Source organism: Streptomyces sp. XD-27, from assembly GCF_030553055.1.
Taxonomy (GTDB): Bacteria; Actinomycetota; Actinomycetes; order Streptomycetales; family Streptomycetaceae; genus Streptomyces.
Genome location: NZ_CP130713.1, coordinates 2,342,569 through 2,360,118, shown reverse-complemented (window position 1 = coordinate 2,360,118; position 17,550 = coordinate 2,342,569). Strand labels below are relative to the sequence as shown.

Genomic DNA, 17,550 nt, shown 5'->3' with positions numbered 1-17,550 from the left:
ACCACCTCCCCCCTCATGCCCGGCCTCGTGCGATCTCGCGGCCGCCCGCATCGCCGGGAGCCGCTCCGGCGATGCCGGACAATGGGACGTATGCCTTCCGTACTGCCCGATGGTGAGCCCGTGCCGGACGACGGGGCGCTGCCCCACCACGCACTGGACGGTGCCGCCGGGCGGCCCCTCGGCTTCTACCTGCACGTCCCCTACTGTGCGACCCGCTGCGGCTACTGCGACTTCAACACGTATACGGCCAGTGAGCTGCGCGGCTCCGGCGGTGCGCTCGCCTCGCGCGACAACTACGCCGACACGCTCGTGGAGGAGGTCCGCCTGGCCCGCAAGGTGCTGGGCGACGACCCGCGCCCGGTGGAGACCGTCTTCGTCGGCGGCGGCACCCCCACCCTGCTCCCCGCCGCGGACCTGGGCCGGATGCTCGCCGCCATCAGGGACGAGTTCGGGCTCGCCGACGGGGCGGAGATCACCACCGAGGCCAACCCGGAGTCGGTCGATCCGCGCTACCTCGCCGAGTTGCGGGAGGGCGGGTTCAACCGGGTGTCGTTCGGCATGCAGAGCGCCCGGCAGCACGTGCTGCGCGTGCTGGACCGCACCCACACCCCGGGGCGCCCCGAGGCATGCGTTGCCGAGGCCCGGGCCGCCGGGTTCGACCACGTCAACCTCGATCTCATCTACGGCACGCCGGGGGAGAGCGACGACGACTGGCGGGCCTCCCTGGACGCGGCGCTCGGCGCCGGCCCGGACCACATCTCGGCGTACGCGCTGATCGTCGAGGAGGGCACCCAGCTCGCCCGGCGCATCCGGCGCGGCGAGGTGCCGATGACGGACGACGACGTGCACGCGGACCGGTACCTGATCGCGGACGAGACGCTGTCGGCGGCGGGCTTCCACTGGTACGAGGTGTCGAACTGGGCCACGTCGGAGGCCGGGCGCTGCCGCCACAACGAGCTGTACTGGCGCGGCGCCGACTGGTGGGGCGCGGGCCCCGGCGCGCACAGCCACGTCGGCGGCGTGCGCTGGTGGAACGTGAAACACCCCGGCGCGTACGCGCAGGCCCTGACCGAGGGCCGGTCACCGGGCGCGGGCCGCGAGGTCCTGCGCGAGGAGGACCGGCGCGTGGAGCGGATCCTGCTGGAGCTGCGGCTGGTGGACGGCTGCCCGCTGGATCTGCTGGCCCCGGCGGGCGCCGAGGCCGCCGCGCGGGCGCTGGCGGACGGGCTGCTGGAGCGGGGCCCGTACGAGGCGGGTCGCGCGGTGCTGACGCTGCGCGGGCGGCTCCTGGCGGACGCGGTGGTCCGGGACCTGGTGGACTGACTTCTCCTCTACCCGCCCCTTCCCGATTTCGTCCTCAATCGCCGGACGGGCTCGATTTTCGAGCCCGTCTGGGGGTACCTCCCGGACGAAGTCTGGGGGAGATTGAGGACCGGGGTCCGGGGCGGAGCCCCGGTTGTGGGAAGGGGCGGGTAGGGGAAAGAACCGTCGGAGGCGGATCAGGCCGGCGCCGTCACGAAATCGATCAGTTCCTCCACCCGCCCCAGCAGCGCGGGCTCGAGGTCCCTATAGGTGCGCACCGAGCCCAGGATCCGCTGCCAAGCAGCCCCCGTGTTCTCCGGCCACCCCAGCGCCCGGCACACCCCCGTCTTCCAGTCCTGCCCGCGGGGGACCGACGGCCACGCCGGGATGCCCAGCGACGACGGCTTGACGGCCTCCCACACGTCCACGTACGGGTGACCGACCACCAGCACGTCGTCGCCCGTCACCTCCGCCGCGATCCGCGATTCCTTCGAGCCGGGTACCAGGTGGTCCACCAGGACGCCCAGCCGCGCGTCCGGGCCGGGGGCGAACGCGTCCACGATCGCCGGGAGGTCGTCGACGCCCTCCAGGTACTCGACCACCACCCCCTCGACGCGCAGGTCGTCGCCCCACACCTTCTCGACCAGCTCGGCGTCGTGCCGGCCCTCCACATAGATGCGGCCCGCACGGGCCACCCGCGCCCGCATGCCGGGGACCGCGATGGAGCCGGAGGCGGTCAGCCGGGGGCCGGTGCGGGCGGGAGCCGCCGGGCGGACGAGGGTGACCACGCGGCCCTCCAGCAGGAAGCCACGCGGCTCCATCGGGAAGACCCGGTGCTTGCCGAATCGGTCCTCCAGCGTCACCGTCGGGCCCTGCGCGGTCTTCTCGCACCGGATCACCGCGCCGCAGAAGCCCGTGGTGACCTCCTCGACCACGAGGTCGGGCTCCGCGGGCACCTCGGGCACGGGCGCCTTCCGCTTCCACGGAGGGGTGAGATCGGGGTTGTACTCTCTGCTGCGCACCGGCCGACGATACGAAGAAATGGCAGGTCGTGGCTACGAGGCGGGGCTACGACACGCCGAAACGCGCCGCCAGCCCCGCGCGCTGGGCGCGGACGAAACCGGCGTCCACCACGGCCCCGTGCCCCGGCACGTACACCGCGTCCTCGCCGCCGAGCGCGAGCAGCCGGTCCAGCGCGGCGGGCCACCGGCCCGGCACCGCGTCCCGCCCGGCCTGCGGTTCCCCCGACTCCTCGACCAGGTCGCCGCAGAAGACCACCTCGGGCGGGCCGGGCACCAGCACGGCGAGATCGTGACCGCTGTGGGCCGGGCCGACGTTGGCCAGCAGGACCCGCCGCCCGCCGCCGAGGTCGACGGTGAGCTCCCCGCAGACCGTGTGCTGCGGCCGTACGAGCAGGTCCGCGGCCTCGGCCGCGTCATCGGCGGCGACACCGTGCCGTACCGCGTCCGCGCGCAGCTCGTCCCGCTCGCGCGCCAGCAGGTCGTCCAGGCCGACCGCCCCGTACACCTCGCAGCCCGCGAAGGCGGCCGTACCCAGCACATGGTCGAAGTGCGGGTGGGTGAGCACGATGTGGGTGGGGCGGCGGCCGAAGAGCGCGGTCACCTCGCGGCGGATCCGAACACCCTCGGCGAGCGTGGCGCCGGTGTCCACCACCAGCAGCCCGTCCTCGCCGGCGATGGCGCCCGTCGTCGCGTCCCAGACCGGCAGCCGCCGCCGGGCGACGCCCGGCGCCAGCCGCTCCCAGCCGACCGGTTCCCCGTTGCTGTCCATATGTCAGACGCTAGCGCGCGATGTCAGGCGGCAGCGCGCGGCGGCCCGGCCCAGGGGAGGCCCGGGCGGGTGCGCTCGCGGTCCGGTGTGGTTATCCACAGGGCCGTGACGGGCCTTGCCCAGGCCGTGGCACCCGGCCGTACACTGGCTCAGGAAGATCTGGCACTCATGACAGCTGAGTGCCAGGAGACAAGGCCCGGGAATCGGCCGGACTGGAGGTGTGCGCGATGCTGAGTGAACGCAGACTCGAGGTGCTGCGCGCCATCGTCCAGGACTACGTGGGCACGGAGGAGCCGGTCGGCTCCAAGGCGCTCACGGAGCGGCACCGACTCGGCGTCTCACCGGCCACCGTACGCAACGACATGGCCGCCCTGGAGGACGAGGGGTTCATCGCCCAGCCGCACACCAGCGCGGGCCGGATCCCCACCGACAAGGGCTACCGCCTCTTCGTGGACAGGCTCGCGGGCGTCAAGCCGCTGTCCCCGGCGGAGCGGCGCGCCATCCAGAACTTCCTGGACGGCGCGGTCGACCTGGACGACGTGGTGAGCCGCACGGTGCGGCTGCTGGCGCAGCTGACCCGGCAGGTCGCCGTCGTGCAGTATCCGTCGCTGACCCGTTCCACGGTGCGGCACGTGGAGCTGCTCGCGCTCGCGCCCGCCCGGGTCATGCTGGTGCTGATCACGGACACCGGCCGGGTGGAGCAGCGCATGGTGGACTGCCCGGCGCCCGTCGGGGAGACGTCGCTGGCCGATCTGCGGGCCCGGCTGAACAGCCGGGTCGTGGGACGGCGCTTCTCGGACGTTCCGCAGCTGGTGCAGGACCTGCCCGAGTCCTTCGAGGCGGACGACCGGGGCACGGTCTCCGCCGTGCTCGCCACGCTGCTGGAGACCCTGGTCGAGGAGACCGAAGAGCGGCTGATGATCGGCGGCACCGCCAACCTCACGCGCTTCGGACATGACTTTCCTCTCACCATCCGGCCTGTTCTGGAGGCGCTGGAGGAGCAGGTCGTGCTCCTCAAGTTGCTCGGCGAGGCCAAGGATTCGGGCATGACCGTACGCATCGGGCACGAGAACGCCCATGAAGGGCTGAACTCCACGTCCGTCGTCGCGGTCGGCTACGGTTCGGGCGACGAGGCGGTCGCCAAACTCGGCGTGGTCGGACCGACCCGCATGGACTACCCCGGAACGATGGGAGCGGTACGCGCAGTGGCACGTTACGTCGGACAGATCCTGGCGGAGTCGTAAGTGGCGACTGACTACTACGCGGTCCTGGGCGTGCGGCGCGATGCCTCGCAGGACGAGATCAAGAAAGCGTTCCGGCGGCTGGCGCGCGAGCTGCACCCGGATGTGAACCCGGACCCGAAGACCCAGGAGCGGTTCAAGGAGATCAACGCCGCTTACGAGGTCCTGTCCGATCCGCAGAAGAAGCAGGTCTACGACCTCGGCGGCGACCCCCTGTCCAGCACGGGCGGCGCGGGCGCGGGTGCCGGCGGCTTCGGCGCGGGCTTCGGGAACTTCTCCGACATCATGGACGCGTTCTTCGGGACCGCGTCGCAGCGCGGACCCCGCTCCAGGACGCGGCGCGGCCAGGACGCCATGATCCGGCTCGAGGTCGAGCTGAACGAGGCGGCCTTCGGCACCACCAAGGACATCCAGGTCGACACGGCCGTGGTCTGCACGACCTGTAGTGGTGAGGGCGCGGCCCCCGGTACCTCGGCCCAGACCTGCGACATGTGCCGCGGCCGCGGTGAGGTCTCCCAGGTGACGCGGTCCTTCCTGGGCCAGGTCATGACCTCCCGACCGTGCCCGCAGTGCCAGGGCTTCGGCACCGTGGTGCCGACCCCGTGCCCGGAGTGCGCGGGCGACGGGCGGGTGCGCTCCCGGCGCACGCTCACGGTCAAGATCCCCGCGGGCGTCGACAACGGCACCCGGATCCAGCTCGCCGGGGAAGGCGAGGTCGGCCCCGGCGGCGGCCCGGCCGGCGACCTGTACGTGGAGATCCACGAGCTGCCGCACCCGGTCTTCCAGCGCCGCGGCGACGATCTGCACTGCACGGTCACCATCCCGATGACGGCGGCGGCGCTCGGTACGAAGGTGCCGCTGGAGACGCTGGACGGCCTGGAGGAGGTCGACATCCGGCCCGGCACCCAGTCCGGCCAGTCGATCCCGCTCCACCAGCGCGGCGTCACGCATCTGCGCGGCGGCGGCCGAGGCGACCTGATCGTGCACGTCGAGGTGCAGACCCCGACCAAGCTCGACCCGGAGCAGGAGGAACTGCTGCGCCGGCTGTCGAAGCTGCGGGGCGAGGAGCGCCCCATGGGTGAATTCAAGCCAGGGCAGCAGGGGCTGTTCTCGCGCTTGAAGGACGCCTTCAACGGACGCTAGCGCGGGTTCAACGGACGCTGGCGCGGGCTCCCGCCGCGCTCCCCTTGATCGCCCCCGGACCGGGTCCGGGGGCGAATAGGGCGAACCGGTGCCTGACCGGCCGTCGGGCGCCGACGCGCCCGAGGCCAGTACTGCTCGGTGCGGCCGACGTGACACGATGTGTTCATGTCCTCCGCGCTGACCGATCTCTTTCGGTATCCGATCGTGCAGGCCCCCATGGCGGGTGGCGCCTCCTGCCCCAAGCTCGCCGCAGCCGTCTCCGATGCCGGTGCCCTCGGCTTCCTCGCCGCGGGCTACAAGACGCCGGAGGCGATGTACCAGGAGATCAAACAGCTCCGCGGGCTCACCGACCGTCCCTTCGGCGTGAACCTGTTCATGCCGCAGCCGCTCACGGCCGACCCGGCCGCCGTCGAGGTCTACAAGGAGCAGCTCGCCGGCGAGGCGTCCTGGTACGACACCCCGCTCGGCGACCCCGACTCGGGCGCCGACGACGCCTACGAGGTCAAGCTCGCCATCCTGCTGGACGACCCCGTTCCGGTGGTCTCGTTCACCTTCGGCTGCCCCTCGCGGGCGGTCTTCGACGCGTTCGCCAACGCGGGCACCCGTACGGTCGTCACCGTCACCTCGCCCGCCGAGGCCCAGGCCGCCCAGTGGGCCGGCGCCGACGCCGTCTGCGTACAGGGCATCGAGGCGGGCGGCCACCAGGGGACCCACCGCGACGACCCGCAGTCCGACTGCGCCGGCGCGGGCCTGGGACTGCTGTCCCTGCTCAGCACCGTCCGCGAGACCGTGCAGATCCCGGTCATCGCCGCCGGCGGGCTGATGCGCGGAGCGCAGATCGCCGCAGTGCTGGCGGCGGGCGCGACCGCCGCCCAGCTGGGCACCGCCTTCCTCGTCTGCTCCGAGTCCGGCGCCCACGCGCTCCACAAGCGGGCGATGACGGACCCGCTGTTCGGCCGGACCGAACTGACCCGCGCCTTCTCGGGCCGCCCGGCCCGCGGCCTGGTCAACCGCTTCATGCGCGAACACGGCCCGTACGCGCCCGCCGCCTACCCCCAGGTGCACCACCTCACCTCCGGACTGCGCAAGGCGGCGGCCAAGGCCGGCGACCCGCAGGGCATGGCGCTGTGGGCCGGGCAGGGCCACCGGCTGGCCCGCGAGATGTCCGCGGGCCGCCTGGTCGAGGTGCTGGCGGCCGAACTGGACCAGGCGGTGGCAGGCGTCGCGCAGCCGCGGGGCGGTGTGGTGTCGTGACCGCGCCCGTCTTCGTGGTGGAGACCGTGCCGGGCGCCGGTGAGTTCGTCCTGGACGGGCCCGAGGGGCGGCACGCCGTCTCGGTGCGCCGGCTGCGCCCCGGTGAGGAGATCGTCCTGACCGACGGGAACGGCGGCTGGGCCGAGGCGGTGGTGCTCTTCGCCGAGGGCAAGGACCGGCTGGTGGTCCAGGTGACCCGCCGGACCGTCGAGGACGAGCCGGCGCCGCGGATCACCGTCGTCCAGGCGCTGCCCAAGGGCGACCGGGGCGAGTTGGCCGTGGAGACGATGACCGAGACCGGCGTCGACGCCATCGTGCCCTGGGCGGCGTCCCGCTGCGTCACCCAGTGGCGCGGCGACCGCGGCGCCAAGTCGCTGGCCAAGTGGCGCAGTACGGCGCGGGAGGCGGGCAAGCAGTCCCGCCGGGTGCGGTTCCCCGAGGTCGCGGACGCGATGACCACCAAGCAGGTCGCCGCGCTGCTCGCCCAGGCGGACTTCGCCGCCGTCCTGCACGAGGACCGCGCCGCGGGCGGCGCGCCGCTGGCCACCGCCGAACTCCCCGCCGACGGCGACATCGTGCTGGTCGTGGGGCCCGAAGGCGGGGTCTCACCCGAGGAGTTGGCGCTCTTCGCCGAGGCGGGCGCGAAGCCGTACCGGCTGGGGGCGAGCGTGCTGCGCACCTCGACGGCGGGCACGGCGGCGACGGCACTGCTGCTGGGCCGTACGGGCCGCTGGTCCTGAGCCGGGCCGAACCCTGAGCCGGGCCGCTGGTCCTGAGTCCGGCCGCATCCGCGTCCTGAGCCTGGCCGAAGACGCTCTTTCCCGCCGCCACCACCGATGGCAGCCTGATCGCCATGGGGGTATGGAGGACTCTGCGGCGGCGCGGTGCGCGGCTGCCCGTGATCGCGGCGGTCGTCGTGACCGTCGGCGCTCTGTCGGCGTGCGAGGGCGATTCCGACCGGGGGCTCAGCGCGGTCCGCGCGGCCTACACCACGGACCGGGTCGCCACCAAGGCGCTGGAGAAGGGCGGCATCGACGTGCGCTGGATGAGGTGCACCGGTGACGCGAAGGGCGAAGAGAAGCGCAGATCCGGTAAGCACACCTCGCGGCCCCCGGTCCGCGAGGTGTCCGTCGACTGCGAGGGCCTGGCCGGGAAGAAGCGCAGAGCCGACATCCGGGTCACCGGCACCGTCACCTTCGTGCGCGAAGGCCGGTGCGTGAAGGGCGATCTGACGGGGAAGGTGGCGGGCCGCCAGGTCTTCCACGCGAAGGTGATCGGCGACTGCGACAAGGACCCCGACCGGGACAACGATCGCCGCCCGACCAAGCACGCCTCCTACCCCGTGCGCCTCTGACAGCGCCGCCGCGCCGCCCGGGCCGTCCCGAGCCGGCCCGGGCGGCGGCCGGTGCCCACGATCCGGTCAGGCCACGCCGTGGGCGCGCCATGATCCACGACGTCCCGGTAGCATCCGTCACCGTAGGAGCCGACGACCCGGGAGGAGCCCACCGGTGGCGGGAGAACCGCAGGCCGACTGCCTGTTCTGCAAGATCGTGGCGAGAGAGGTGCCGGCGGACGTGGTCCGTGAGACCGAGACCACTCTCGCCTTCCGCGACATAAACCCGCAGGCGCCCACCCACGTGCTGGTGATCCCCAAGGTGCACCACCCGGACGCCGCCACCCTGGCGGCCGCGGAACCCACCATCGCGGCGGACGTCCTGCGCGAGGCCGGTGAGGTCGCCAGCGAGGAGAAGGTCGACGGCACCGGCTTCCGGATCATCTTCAACACCGGTTCCGGCGCGGGCCAGACCGTCTTCCACGCCCATGCCCACGTCCTCGGCGGACGCGGCTTCAACTGGCCGCCCGGGTAACTCCGTTGTCCGTACGAGAACTGGTCGTCCTGGGCACCGCCAGCCAGGTCCCCACCCGGCACCGCAACCACAACGGCTATCTGCTGCGCTGGGACGGCCAGGGCATCCTCTTCGACCCCGGTGAGGGCACCCAGCGCCAGATGCTGCGGGCCGGGGTCGCCGCGCACGACATCCACCGCATCTGCGTCACGCACTTCCACGGCGACCACTCGCTTGGCCTGGCCGGGGTGATCCAGCGCATCAACCTCGACCGGGTGCCGCACCTGGTGACCGCCCACTACCCGGCGAGCGGGCGGAGGTTCTTCCACCGGCTGCGGTACGCCACCGCCTACCGGGAGACGGTCGACGTGGCCGAGCACCCGGTGACGGAGGACGGCACGCTGGCCGAGACCCCCGGCTACGTCCTCGAGGCCCGCAAGCTCTCCCATCCGGTCGAGTCCTACGGCTACCGGCTCATCGAGCCGGACGGCCGCCGGATGCTGCCGGAGGCCCTGGTCGAGTACGGCATCGCGGGTCCGGCCGTCGGCCGCCTCCAGCGCACCGGGGCGGTCGAGGCCGCCGGGCGCACGGTCACCCTCGACGAGGTCAGCGAGGTGCGGCGCGGCCAGCGGTTCGCGTTCGTGATGGACACCCGGCTCTGCGCGGGCGTCCACGGCCTGGCCGAGGACTGCGACCTGCTGGTCATCGAGTCCACCTTCCTGGACGAGGACGAGGCGCTCGCCGTCGAGCACGGCCACCTCACGGCCGGCCAGGCCGCCTCGGTCGCGGTGCGGGCGGGCGTACGGCACCTGGTGCTGACCCACTTCTCGCAGCGCTACGGCGACCCCGCCGAGTTCGAGCGCCAGGCGCGCGCGGCGGGCTTCGACGGCGAACTCACCGTCGCCCGCGACCTCATGCGGGTCCCGCTGCCCAAGCGTCGTCCGGCTCCTCCTCCGGCAGGCGGGTGACGAGGAAGGACACCACCTTCCCCGTCGGCGTGGGCTCGGAGCGCAGCTCGGCCACCATCGCCTGGAGCAGGATCAGCCCGCGGCCGGTCTCGGCGTCCCACGCGACCTCGGCCGGGACCGCCATCCGCGGGCTGTCGTCGTGGACCTCCACGACCACGCCCTCGGGGCGCTCGGCCAGGGTCAGGCTGCACCGCACGCCGTGGCCCACGTGCTTGTGGACGTTGGTCAGCAGCTCGCTGATGCCCTGGGCGACGACCTGGCGTGTCTGTTTGGGATGGCCCCACTGGCGCAGCCGCTCGTTCGCCTGCCGCCGCACGTGCTGGATCTCCTCCGGGTGCGCGGTCACCGTCGTCACGCTGACCCGCTGCCCGCAAGAGCTCAGCGCCGTCTGCTCTGCCAATGGGAACCCTTCGCGCGGGGTGTTCGGGGGTCACAGAGTGGACCGCAAAGCCCCTGGTGCGCAAGCGTGTTGAGCGACACAGGTGACATGCTGGCGTCACACTGAACACACGGCGCGTCACGATGATGAAGGATGAGAGTCCAAGGAACGATCCGGGAGCGCACGGTGACCACACACGACGGCCAGCAGCCCACCGCCGACGGTGCCCTCGTCGACCCGCTGGCCACCCTCAGGACGCCCGCGGACCCGCCCTGCGACGTCTACCTGACCGGCACGGTCTTCCTGGACATCATCTTCACCGGGCTGGACTCCGCGCCCGTCCGCGGCACCGAGACCTGGGCACGCGGGATGGGCTCCAGCCCCGGCGGCGTCGCGAACATGGCCACCGCGCTGGCCCGGCTGGGCCTGCGCACCTCCCTCGCCGCCGCCTTCGGCGACGACATGTACGGCGACTACTGCCGCGACGCCCTGGAGCGGGGCGAGGGCATCGACCTGGGCCTGTCGCGCACCGTGCCCGGCTGGCACTCCCCGGTGACCGTCTCCATGGCGTACGAGGGCGAGCGCACGATGGTCTCGCACGGGCACGAGGCGCCGCCGCCGGAGTCCGCCTTCGACGGCGAGGCCGCGCCCGAGTGCCCGCCGCCGGCCCGCGCCTGCGTGGCCTCCCTGGTCCCCGGCCACCGTGAGGAGTGGATCGGCCACGCCGCGCGGCGCGGCAGCCGGATCTTCGCCGACGTCGGCTGGGACGACAGCGGCCGCTGGGACCCGGCCGACCTCGCCGACCTGGAGCACTGCGAGGCCTTCCTGCCCAACGCCGTCGAGGCGATGCGCTACACCCGCACCGACTGCCCGCGCGCCGCCGCCCGCGTCCTGGCCGAGCGGGTGCCGCTGGCCGTGGTCACGCTCGGCGCGGAGGGCGCGTACGCGGTGGACGGGCGCACCGGCGAGACCGCCGAGGTGCCCGCCATCGCCGTGCGGGCGCTGGACCCCACCGGCGCCGGGGACGTGTTCGTGGCCGGCTTCGTCACCGGCACCCTCGCCGACTGGCCGCTCGCCGACCGACTGGCGTTCGCGGGGCTGACCGCCGCCCTGTCGGTGCAGGAGTTCGGCGGCTCGCTGTCCGCGCCCGGCTGGGCCGAGGTCGCGGCCTGGTGGCAGCACATGAAGGCGTACGCGGGCACGCCGGGAGACACCGCGGCCGCCCAGGACCCCTCCGCGCTCCACCGCTACGACTTCCTCGACGGGCTCGTCCCCGCGGCCCCCCGCCCGTGGCCGCTGCGCCGGGCGGTCCCGACCATCGGCTTCCGGCAGGCATGAGGGAGAACCCGGGGAAAAGCGCTCGGGTCTTGTCGGTGCTCCGTCGTACCCTTGACGTACGAGGAAGCCGAGCAGGCTGACACCTGCGCGAGGAGGTTGAGCAGGCCCCAGAGCCGGCCCATGACGCAGACACCCACAGGACGGCAGACGCACGCCCAGTTCACGGTCCCGAGCAAGCACCCCATGGTCACGGTCCTTGGTTCCGGGGACTCGCTGCTGCGTGTCATAGAGACGGCGTTCCCCTCGACCGACATCCACGTACGGGGCAATGAGGTCAGCGCGACCGGCGACCCCAGGGAAGTCGCTCTGGTCCAGCGCCTGTTCGACGAGATGATGCTGGTGCTCCGCACCGGACAACCGATGACGGAGGACGCGGTGGAACGCTCGATCGCCATGCTGCGCGCAGCGGAGAACGGCGACACGGGCGCCCCGGAGAGCCCCGCCGAGGTGCTCACCCAGAACATCCTCTCCAACCGCGGCCGCACCATCCGCCCCAAGACCCTCAACCAGAAGCGGTACGTCGACGCGATCGACAAGCACACGGTCGTCTTCGGCATCGGCCCCGCGGGCACCGGCAAGACCTATCTGGCCATGGCCAAGGCGGTCCAGGCCCTGCAGTCCAAGCAGGTCAACCGGATCATCCTGACCCGGCCCGCGGTCGAGGCGGGCGAGCGCCTGGGCTTCCTGCCCGGCACGCTCTACGAGAAGATCGACCCGTATCTGCGCCCGCTGTACGACGCGCTGCACGACATGCTCGACCCCGACTCCATCCCGCGGCTGATGGCCGCCGGGACGATCGAGGTCGCGCCGCTGGCGTACATGCGCGGCCGGACGCTCAACGACGCGTTCATCATCCTCGACGAGGCGCAGAACACGAACCCCGAGCAGATGAAGATGTTCCTCACCCGGCTCGGCTTCGACTCCAAGATCGTGATCACCGGAGACGTCACCCAGATCGACCTTCCGGGCGGCACGAAGAGCGGGCTGCGGCAGGTGCGGGAGATCCTGGACGGCGTTCCGGACGTGCACTTCTCCATGCTCACCAGCTCCGATGTCGTCAGGCACAAGCTGGTCGGCCGTATTGTCGACGCGTACGAGCAGTACGACAGCCGCAACGGGAAGCAGTAGCACAGCACCATGGCGATCGACGTCAACAACGAATCCGGTACGGACATCGACGAGCGGGCGATCCTGGACGTCGCCCGCTACGCCCTGGCCCGGATGCGGATCCACCCGCTCTCGGAGCTCTCGGTGATCGTCGTCGACGCCGACGCCATGGAGCAGCTGCACATCCAGTGGATGGACCTGCCCGGTCCGACCGACGTCATGTCCTTCCCGATGGACGAGCTGCGCCCGCCCGCCAAGGACGACGAGGAGCCCCCGCAGGGGCTCCTCGGTGACATCGTGCTCTGCCCGGAGGTCGCCAAGCGGCAGGGCGAGGAGGCGCCGACCGGCCACTCCATGGACGAGGAACTCCAGCTGCTGACCGTGCACGGCGTCCTCCACCTGCTCGGGTACGACCACGAGGAGCCGGGCGAGCGGGCCGAGATGTTCGGCCTCCAGGCCGCGATCATCGACGGCTGGCGCGCCGAGCACGGCATCGAAGGCCCCTCCCCGGCTCCCACCACCCGATGACCGGCCAACTGATCGCGGCGGCCGTCCTGCTGGTGGTCGTCGCCTGGCTGGCCGCCTGCGCCGAGGCCGGCCTGGCCCGCACCACCCGCTTCCGCGCCGAGGAGGCGGTGCGGTCCGGGCGGCGCGGCAGCGCCAAGCTGATGGCGGTCGCCGAGGACCCCACCCGCTACCTCAACGTCGCCCTGCTGGTCCGCGTGGCCTGCGAGATGGCGGCGGGCGCCTTCGTCACCTACGCCTGCGTCCGCGCCTTCGACGTGACCTGGGAGGCGCTGGCCATCGCGATCGGCGTGATGGTGCTGGTCAGCTATGTCGCCGTCGGGGTCTCCCCGCGCACCATCGGCGCCCAGCACCCGCTGAACACCGCGACCGCCGCCGCGTACGTCCTGCTGCCGCTGGCCCGGATCATGGGCCCGATCCCACAGCTGCTGATCCTCCTCGGCAACGCCTTCACCCCCGGAAAGGGCTTCCGCAAGGGGCCGTTCGCCTCCGAGGCGGAGCTGCGCGCGCTGGTCGACCTCGCCGAGAAGGAGTCGCTGATCGAGGACGAGGAGCGCCGCATGGTGCACTCGGTCTTCGAGCTCGGCGACACGCTCGTGCGCGAGGTGATGGTGCCGCGCACCGACCTGGTGGTCATCGAGCGCTACAAGACCATCCGCCAGGCCCTCACCCTCGCGCTGCGCTCCGGCTTCTCCCGGATACCGGTGACCGGCGAGAACGAGGACGACGTCGTCGGCGTCGTGTACCTCAAGGACCTGGCCCGCAAGACCCACATCAGCCGGGACGCCGAGGCGGAGCTGGTCTCCACGGCGATGCGGCCGGCGACCTTCGTCCCCGACACCAAGAACGCGGGCGACCTGCTGCGCGAGATGCAGCAGGAGCGCAACCACGTCGCCGTCGTCATCGACGAGTACGGCGGCACGGCGGGCATCGTCACCATCGAGGACATCCTGGAGGAGATCGTCGGCGAGATCACCGACGAGTACGACCGGGAGCTGCCGCCGGTGGAGGAGCTGGGCGGGGACCGGTACCGGGTCACGGCCCGGCTGGACGTCGGCGACCTCGGTGAGCTGTACGGACTCGCGCTGGACGACGAGGACGTGGAGACCGTCGGCGGGCTGCTCGCCAAGTTCCTCGGCCGGGTGCCGATCGCGGGCGCCACGGCCGAGGTCCCGCTGACCGAGGAGAACCCGCATCCGGAGCTGGCGGCGCTCCGGCTGACCGCGGAGTCCCCGGCGGGCCGCCGCAACAAGATCGTCACGGTGCTGGTGGAGCCGGTGCCGCACGCGGTCGAACACGGGGAGGACTCGGCAGCGTGACTCGCCAGGAGGGGACGGCATGACACCGAAGGAACTGAAGGCCTTCTGCCTCGCCCAGAACGGCGCCGTCGAGGACTTCCCGTTCCCGGGCGCCCCCGAGCTGTCGACCTTCAAGGTCGGCGGCAAGATCTTCGCCTTCTGCGCGCTGGACGAGAAACCCCTGCGGGTGGCCCTGAAGTGCGACCCGGACGAGGCGATCCGGCTGCGCGCGGCGCACGCGGCGATCGCCCCCGGCTACCACCTCAACAAGCGGCACTGGAACACGGTGACGGTGGACGGCACCCTGCCGGACCGGATGGTGCGCGAGCTGATCGAGGACTCGTACGACCTGGTGGTGGCGGGCCTGCCGAAGGCGGAACGGCTGCGCCTGGACCGCGCGTAGGCGAGCCGTACGGGGGCGTCCGGACGCCCCCGTACGGGCGGTCACGCGGAGTCGGAGCGGCGGCGCAGGCCCGCGCCGATCAGCAGCGCGGCTGCCACCACGATCGCCGCGTCCAGCCCCAGCACCAGATGCACACCCGACATCAGGTCGTCCCCCGTCGTCGCCAGCACGCCCAGCAGCGGGATGCCGATCGTGAGGCCCACCTGCTGCGTGCTGGTGACCAGCCCCGTCGCCAGCCCCTGTTCCCCGTCCGGGACCCCGGAGGTGGCCGTCACCCCGTAGGCGATGATCGCCCCCAGGTGGAACACGCTCGCCAGCGACAGCGCGGCCGTCGCCAGCCACACCGACCAGCCCGCGGTGCCCGCGCCCAGCAGCGCCGCCCCGAACACCCCCTGGCCCAGCAGCCCGCCGACCAGGGTGCGGTGGGCGCCGAAGCGGGCGATCACCTTCGGCGCGTACGAACCCGCCACGGCCGAGGCCAGGCCCTGCACACCGAAGACCAGACCGGTCTCGAACGACGACAGCTCCAGCACCTCCTGGAGGTACAGCGTCAGCACGAAGATCACCGTGGACATCATCGAGAAGGTCACCAGGCCGCCGGCGTTGCCCCACGCCACCGTGCGCCGCCGCAGCATCGGCAGCGAGACCAGCGGCTGCTCCGTACGGGACTCCACGATCACGAACGCGACCAGCAGCGCGACGCCCAGCACCAGCGTCACCAGCACGTCGGCGCCGCCGAAGCCGCGCTCGCCCGCCGTCGACAGGGCGTAGATGACGGCGAGCAGACCACCGGTGACGGTGACCGCGCCGGGCAGGTCCAGCCGCGGCCGGTCCGGGGTCCGGGACTCCGGCAGCAGACCGGGCGCCACCGCCAGGACGAGTACCGCGGCCACCGCCAGCAGCCCCATCGTGGAGCGCCAGCCGAGCGTGTCGGTCATCCCGCCGCCCAGCACCATGCCGACGGTGAAGCCCAGCGACATCAGCGTGCCGCTGATGCCCAGCGCCCGCTCGCGCTCCGGGCCTTCGGCGAACGTCGTGGTCAGCAGCGACATGCCGGTCGGTACGATCACGGCCGCGCCCAGCCCCTGGAGCGCCCGCCCGGCCAGGAAGGCCGCCGGGCTCCAGGCGAGCGTGGCCAGCACCGAGGACGCCGCGAAGAGCGCCAGCCCGGCGAGGAACAGCCTGCGGCGCCCGTACAGGTCGCCGATCCGGCCGAACAGCAGCAGGAAGCCGCCGGACGGAAGCGCGAACGCGGTGACCGCCCATTGGAGATCGGCCTGCCCCATGCCCAGGTCGGCGCCCAGCGCGGGCAGCGCCACGTTCAGGATCGAGAAGTCCAGCGCGACGATGAACTGCGCGGCGCACAGCACCATCAGGATCAGCTTGGCCCGCGCGGACATCCGCACGGGAGCGGGGGAGTCGGAGGGGGAGGAGGGGGAAAGGGCCGTCGCGGAGCCCGTGTCGGGAACAGCAGGGGAATCGATCGCCATGCTCCAGAGGTTCTGACGACCGAAAAGGGTGTGGGGAGCGGGAACTTATCCTGGTGGCCGCACCACCAGTCAGTGGGGAAGAGGGGGAGGCAGTGGCACAGACCGTCGCCACGAGCGCGAAGTCACGGCGCAGGCAGGAGCTCCGGGAGTTCCTCATGAGCCGCCGCGCCCGGGTCAGCCCCACCGACGCGGGCCTGCCCGACGGCGGGGCCCGGCGCCGCACCCCGGGCCTGCGCCGCGAGGAGGTCGCCGTCCTCGCCGGCGTCGGCGCCTCCTGGTACCAGTGGCTGGAGCAGGGCCGCGACATCACCGTCTCGCCGCAGGTCCTGGACGCCGTCGCCCGCGTCCTGCGGCTGGACGGCACCGAGCGCCGCCACCTGTACGTCCTGGCCGGGCTGAACCCGCCGCTGCCGGAGTCCGAGTACGGCACCGACTACCTGTGCGACGGGCTGCACCGGCTGATCGACGGCTGGATGCCGTACCCGGCACACATCATGGACCGCTACTGGAACGTGGTCGCGTACAACGAGGCGGCGACGCTGGTCCTCGGCTTCCGGCCCGAGATGCCGCAGAACTGCCTGGTCACCTTCTTCGCGGACCCCGTCTACCGGGCGCGTGCCAAGACCTGGGAGCGGATCGCGCCGCTGGTCGTCGCCCAGTTCCGCGCCGCCTGCTCCGAGCACCCGGACGACGAGGGCTTCGCGGCGGTGATCGCCGAAGCCGCCGAGCTGAGCGAGGAGTTCGCCGCGCTGTGGGCGCGCGGGGACGTACAGGCCGGTGGCCAGCTGCCCAAGGAGCTGGAGCACCCCAGGGTCGGCGCGATGTTCTTCGAGAGCACGCAGCTGCGCGTCCCGGCCCGCCCGGACCTGACGATCGTGCTGCACAACCCCATGCCGGACACGGACACGGCGGCCAAGCTGGAGCGGCTCACCTCGCCCGAAGGGCGGCGCGACAGGATGTACTCGGTGGCCGGCTGACCGGCGATCGGTGCGCGGGCTGACCACCGCCGCGGCCGTCGACCCCGCCCGCATATCCTCATCCCCATGAGCGAAGCTGCCCCGCTGGACGCGGAAAACCTCAAGATCATCACGCTGGCCCGCGCCGCGCGCGCCCGCAACGGCGTCCCCGAGGGCGCGGCGGTGCGCGACGAGACCGGTCGCACCTACGTCGCCGGCACCGTCGCGCTGGACTCGCTGCGGCTGAGCGCCCTGCGCACCGCCGTCGCGATGGCCGTCGCCAGCGGGGCCGCCTCCCTGGAGGCCGCCGCCGTCGTCTCCACCGCCGACGCCGTCTCCGACGAGGACCGCGCGGCGGTACGGGACCTGGGCGGCCCCGGTACGCCCGTGCTGCTGGCGGGCCCGGACGGCGCGCTGCGCGGCACCGCCCAGGCATGAGCGGACGCTCCGCCCGGGCGTGAGTGGGAACCTGCCGGGTGCGAGCGTGGGGGCACCTCCCCTGCCGTTC

At 72.7% G+C, this 17,550-nt stretch carries 19 protein-coding genes; 15 read left to right on the top strand and 4 right to left on the bottom strand.

All coding sequences use genetic code 11. From position 1 onward, the window contains the following. The first annotated feature begins 90 nt into the window (after window positions 1-90). Window positions 91-1,323: a radical SAM family heme chaperone HemW gene (gene hemW, locus Q3Y56_RS10370; protein ID WP_304461664.1), complete on the top strand. Its 1,233-nt coding sequence runs from the start codon at window positions 91-93 to the stop codon at window positions 1,321-1,323. Window positions 1,324-1,499: 176 nt separating this feature from the next. On the opposite strand, the gene Q3Y56_RS10365 is transcribed toward hemW, so the two are convergent. Both Q3Y56_RS10365 and Q3Y56_RS10360 read right to left on the bottom strand, forming a co-directional pair. Then, window positions 1,500-2,324, bottom strand: a complete 825-nt coding sequence (locus Q3Y56_RS10365) for a DUF3097 domain-containing protein (protein WP_304461663.1) — start codon at window positions 2,322-2,324, stop codon at window positions 1,500-1,502. Between the two features lie 46 nt (window positions 2,325-2,370). Continuing rightward, window positions 2,371-3,093 carry an MBL fold metallo-hydrolase gene (locus Q3Y56_RS10360; protein WP_304461662.1) on the bottom strand — a complete coding sequence of 241 codons (723 nt, stop codon included), beginning with the start codon at window positions 3,091-3,093 and terminating at the stop codon, window positions 2,371-2,373. A 227-nt stretch (window positions 3,094-3,320) separates the two neighbouring features. Between Q3Y56_RS10360 and hrcA the strand changes: the two genes are divergently transcribed. The 7 genes from hrcA to Q3Y56_RS10325 all read left to right on the top strand — a co-directional run bounded on the left by hrcA (window position 3,321) and on the right by Q3Y56_RS10325 (window position 9,546). Further along, window positions 3,321-4,337, top strand: coding sequence for a heat-inducible transcriptional repressor HrcA (gene hrcA, locus Q3Y56_RS10355; RefSeq protein WP_304465540.1), 1,017 nt, complete (start codon window positions 3,321-3,323; stop codon window positions 4,335-4,337). Beyond that, a complete protein-coding gene (gene dnaJ / locus Q3Y56_RS10350) occupies window positions 4,338-5,477 on the top strand; it encodes a molecular chaperone DnaJ (RefSeq protein ID WP_304461661.1) in 1,140 nt (379 codons plus the stop codon). A 165-nt stretch (window positions 5,478-5,642) separates the two neighbouring features. Continuing rightward, window positions 5,643-6,731 carry a nitronate monooxygenase gene (locus Q3Y56_RS10345; protein ID WP_304461660.1) on the top strand — a complete coding sequence of 363 codons (1,089 nt, stop codon included), beginning with the start codon at window positions 5,643-5,645 and terminating at the stop codon, window positions 6,729-6,731. Further along, window positions 6,728-7,471, top strand: coding sequence for a 16S rRNA (uracil(1498)-N(3))-methyltransferase (locus Q3Y56_RS10340; RefSeq protein WP_304461659.1), 744 nt, complete (start codon window positions 6,728-6,730; stop codon window positions 7,469-7,471). The genes Q3Y56_RS10345 and Q3Y56_RS10340 overlap by 4 nt, the downstream gene beginning before the upstream one ends. A gap of 113 nt (window positions 7,472-7,584) precedes the next feature. Further along, window positions 7,585-8,085, top strand: a complete 501-nt coding sequence (locus Q3Y56_RS10335) for a hypothetical protein (RefSeq protein WP_304461658.1) — start codon at window positions 7,585-7,587, stop codon at window positions 8,083-8,085. 154 nt (window positions 8,086-8,239) lie between these two features. Continuing rightward, window positions 8,240-8,599 (top strand): histidine triad nucleotide-binding protein, encoded by a 360-nt coding sequence (locus Q3Y56_RS10330; RefSeq protein WP_304461657.1) that lies wholly within the window; start codon window positions 8,240-8,242, stop codon window positions 8,597-8,599. A gap of 5 nt (window positions 8,600-8,604) precedes the next feature. After that, window positions 8,605-9,546 carry a ribonuclease Z gene (locus Q3Y56_RS10325; protein ID WP_304461656.1) on the top strand — a complete coding sequence of 314 codons (942 nt, stop codon included), beginning with the start codon at window positions 8,605-8,607 and terminating at the stop codon, window positions 9,544-9,546. Here Q3Y56_RS10325 and Q3Y56_RS10320 read toward each other — a convergent pair. Continuing rightward, the gene (locus Q3Y56_RS10320; protein WP_304461655.1) at window positions 9,491-9,946 is read right to left on the bottom strand and encodes an ATP-binding protein; all 456 of its coding nucleotides are present in this window, start codon (window positions 9,944-9,946) and stop codon (window positions 9,491-9,493) included. The two genes, Q3Y56_RS10325 and Q3Y56_RS10320, sit on opposite strands and share 56 nt — an antisense overlap. Before the next feature lie 165 nt (window positions 9,947-10,111). Here Q3Y56_RS10320 and Q3Y56_RS10315 point away from each other — a divergent pair, with 165 nt between their 5' ends. The 5 genes from Q3Y56_RS10315 to Q3Y56_RS10295 all read left to right on the top strand — a co-directional run bounded on the left by Q3Y56_RS10315 (window position 10,112) and on the right by Q3Y56_RS10295 (window position 14,596). Continuing rightward, entirely contained in the window at window positions 10,112-11,263 is a 1,152-nt protein-coding gene (locus tag Q3Y56_RS10315; protein ID WP_304461654.1) for a carbohydrate kinase family protein, read from the top strand. Window positions 11,264-11,383: 120 nt separating this feature from the next. Continuing rightward, window positions 11,384-12,391 carry a PhoH family protein gene (locus Q3Y56_RS10310; RefSeq protein ID WP_304461653.1) on the top strand — a complete coding sequence of 336 codons (1,008 nt, stop codon included), beginning with the start codon at window positions 11,384-11,386 and terminating at the stop codon, window positions 12,389-12,391. Between the two features lie 9 nt (window positions 12,392-12,400). After that, window positions 12,401-12,898: an rRNA maturation RNase YbeY gene (gene ybeY / locus Q3Y56_RS10305; protein WP_304461652.1), complete on the top strand. Its 498-nt coding sequence runs from the start codon at window positions 12,401-12,403 to the stop codon at window positions 12,896-12,898. Continuing rightward, on the top strand, window positions 12,895-14,214 hold the full coding sequence (locus Q3Y56_RS10300; RefSeq protein ID WP_304461651.1) for a hemolysin family protein: 1,320 nt from the start codon (window positions 12,895-12,897) through the stop codon (window positions 14,212-14,214). Before ybeY ends, Q3Y56_RS10300 begins: the two co-directional genes overlap by 4 nt. Before the next feature lie 19 nt (window positions 14,215-14,233). Then, window positions 14,234-14,596, top strand: coding sequence for an MmcQ/YjbR family DNA-binding protein (locus Q3Y56_RS10295; RefSeq protein ID WP_304461650.1), 363 nt, complete (start codon window positions 14,234-14,236; stop codon window positions 14,594-14,596). A gap of 41 nt (window positions 14,597-14,637) precedes the next feature. Here Q3Y56_RS10295 and Q3Y56_RS10290 read toward each other — a convergent pair whose 3' ends face one another. Then, entirely contained in the window at window positions 14,638-16,086 is a 1,449-nt protein-coding gene (locus Q3Y56_RS10290; RefSeq protein WP_304461649.1) for an MFS transporter, read from the bottom strand. 155 nt (window positions 16,087-16,241) lie between these two features. On the opposite strand from Q3Y56_RS10290, the gene Q3Y56_RS10285 reads away from it, so the two are divergent. Beyond that, complete coding sequence (locus tag Q3Y56_RS10285) at window positions 16,242-17,063, top strand: helix-turn-helix transcriptional regulator (protein ID WP_304465539.1); 822 nt, start codon at window positions 16,242-16,244, stop codon at window positions 17,061-17,063. Between the two features lie 66 nt (window positions 17,064-17,129). Next, a complete protein-coding gene (locus Q3Y56_RS10280) occupies window positions 17,130-17,480 on the top strand; it encodes a cytidine deaminase (protein WP_304461648.1) in 351 nt (116 codons plus the stop codon). Window positions 17,481-17,550: the final 70 nt, after the last annotated feature.

What these genes read in the sequence shown, in the direction of transcription:
- Q3Y56_RS10295 (WP_304461650.1), top strand. Translation starts at nt 14,234, where the DNA reads ATGACACCGAAGGAACTGAAGGCCTTCTGCCTCGCCCAGAACGGCGCC.
- Q3Y56_RS10300 (WP_304461651.1), top strand. Translation starts at nt 12,895, where the DNA reads ATGACCGGCCAACTGATCGCGGCGGCCGTCCTGCTGGTGGTCGTCGCC.
- Q3Y56_RS10285 (WP_304465539.1), top strand. Translation starts at nt 16,242, where the DNA reads ATGAGCCGCCGCGCCCGGGTCAGCCCCACCGACGCGGGCCTGCCCGAC.
- Q3Y56_RS10345 (WP_304461660.1), top strand. Translation starts at nt 5,643, where the DNA reads ATGTCCTCCGCGCTGACCGATCTCTTTCGGTATCCGATCGTGCAGGCC.
- Q3Y56_RS10360 (WP_304461662.1), bottom strand. Translation starts at nt 3,093, where the DNA reads ATGGACAGCAACGGGGAACCGGTCGGCTGGGAGCGGCTGGCGCCGGGC.
- Q3Y56_RS10310 (WP_304461653.1), top strand. Translation starts at nt 11,384, where the DNA reads ATGACGCAGACACCCACAGGACGGCAGACGCACGCCCAGTTCACGGTC.
- Q3Y56_RS10335 (WP_304461658.1), top strand. Translation starts at nt 7,585, where the DNA reads ATGGGGGTATGGAGGACTCTGCGGCGGCGCGGTGCGCGGCTGCCCGTG.
- hemW (WP_304461664.1), top strand. Translation starts at nt 91, where the DNA reads ATGCCTTCCGTACTGCCCGATGGTGAGCCCGTGCCGGACGACGGGGCG.
- ybeY (WP_304461652.1), top strand. Translation starts at nt 12,401, where the DNA reads ATGGCGATCGACGTCAACAACGAATCCGGTACGGACATCGACGAGCGG.
- Q3Y56_RS10280 (WP_304461648.1), top strand. Translation starts at nt 17,130, where the DNA reads ATGAGCGAAGCTGCCCCGCTGGACGCGGAAAACCTCAAGATCATCACG.
- Q3Y56_RS10290 (WP_304461649.1), bottom strand. Translation starts at nt 16,086, where the DNA reads ATGGCGATCGATTCCCCTGCTGTTCCCGACACGGGCTCCGCGACGGCC.
- hrcA (WP_304465540.1), top strand. Translation starts at nt 3,321, where the DNA reads ATGCTGAGTGAACGCAGACTCGAGGTGCTGCGCGCCATCGTCCAGGAC.